1 protein-coding gene is annotated in these 503 nt (G+C 59.6%); it reads right to left on the bottom strand.

What is annotated here, in order from left to right; genetic code table 11:
• Window positions 1-44 precede the first annotated feature (44 nt).
• The coding region (locus EN851_RS34190) for a tyrosine-type recombinase/integrase (protein ID WP_145972394.1) at window positions 45-503 on the bottom strand (459 nt) is incomplete at its 5' end.

Consider the following 503-nt stretch of genomic DNA (forward strand, 5'->3'; position numbering starts at 1 on the left):
TCAAATAGTTAGAGGCTAAAAGTGTCCAGCCTTTTCACACCACCCTATTTTCTGGACACTTTTGTTCCCGATTCGTCGACCGATTCCTCGTCGGCGAGGAGCTTGACGGCGGTCCTTGCACTCACCTTCTGGCGCGCCGCTTTCGTGTACCGGTTGTCCTCTTTTGAGGTCTGGTGGCCGGTCACCGACATGATCTGATGCTCGGTGGCGCCGCGGTCCGCCATGCGGCTTGAGCCCGCCTTGCGAAGCCCGTGCGCGCTGCAGTGGGGCAGCCCTGCTTCATCGCAGCGCTTGCGAAACCAGTTGCCGAAACCGTTGGCGGTGAATGGGTTGTTGAACTCGGTCACCAGGAAGGTGAGATCGCCGCAAGGGCTGCTGTCGATGATGTGCTGCAGCTTGGGATGGATCGGGATCTCAAGCGAGACCGCTTTGCGGCGCTTGTTCTTCTGCTGGGTGAACTTCAGCACGCCGTTGCGGACGTGCTGCTTGCCGAAGAGCACGAC

The sequence above is a fragment of the Mesorhizobium sp. M8A.F.Ca.ET.208.01.1.1 genome (assembly GCF_004791315.1).
Taxonomy (GTDB): Bacteria; Pseudomonadota; Alphaproteobacteria; order Rhizobiales; family Rhizobiaceae; genus Mesorhizobium.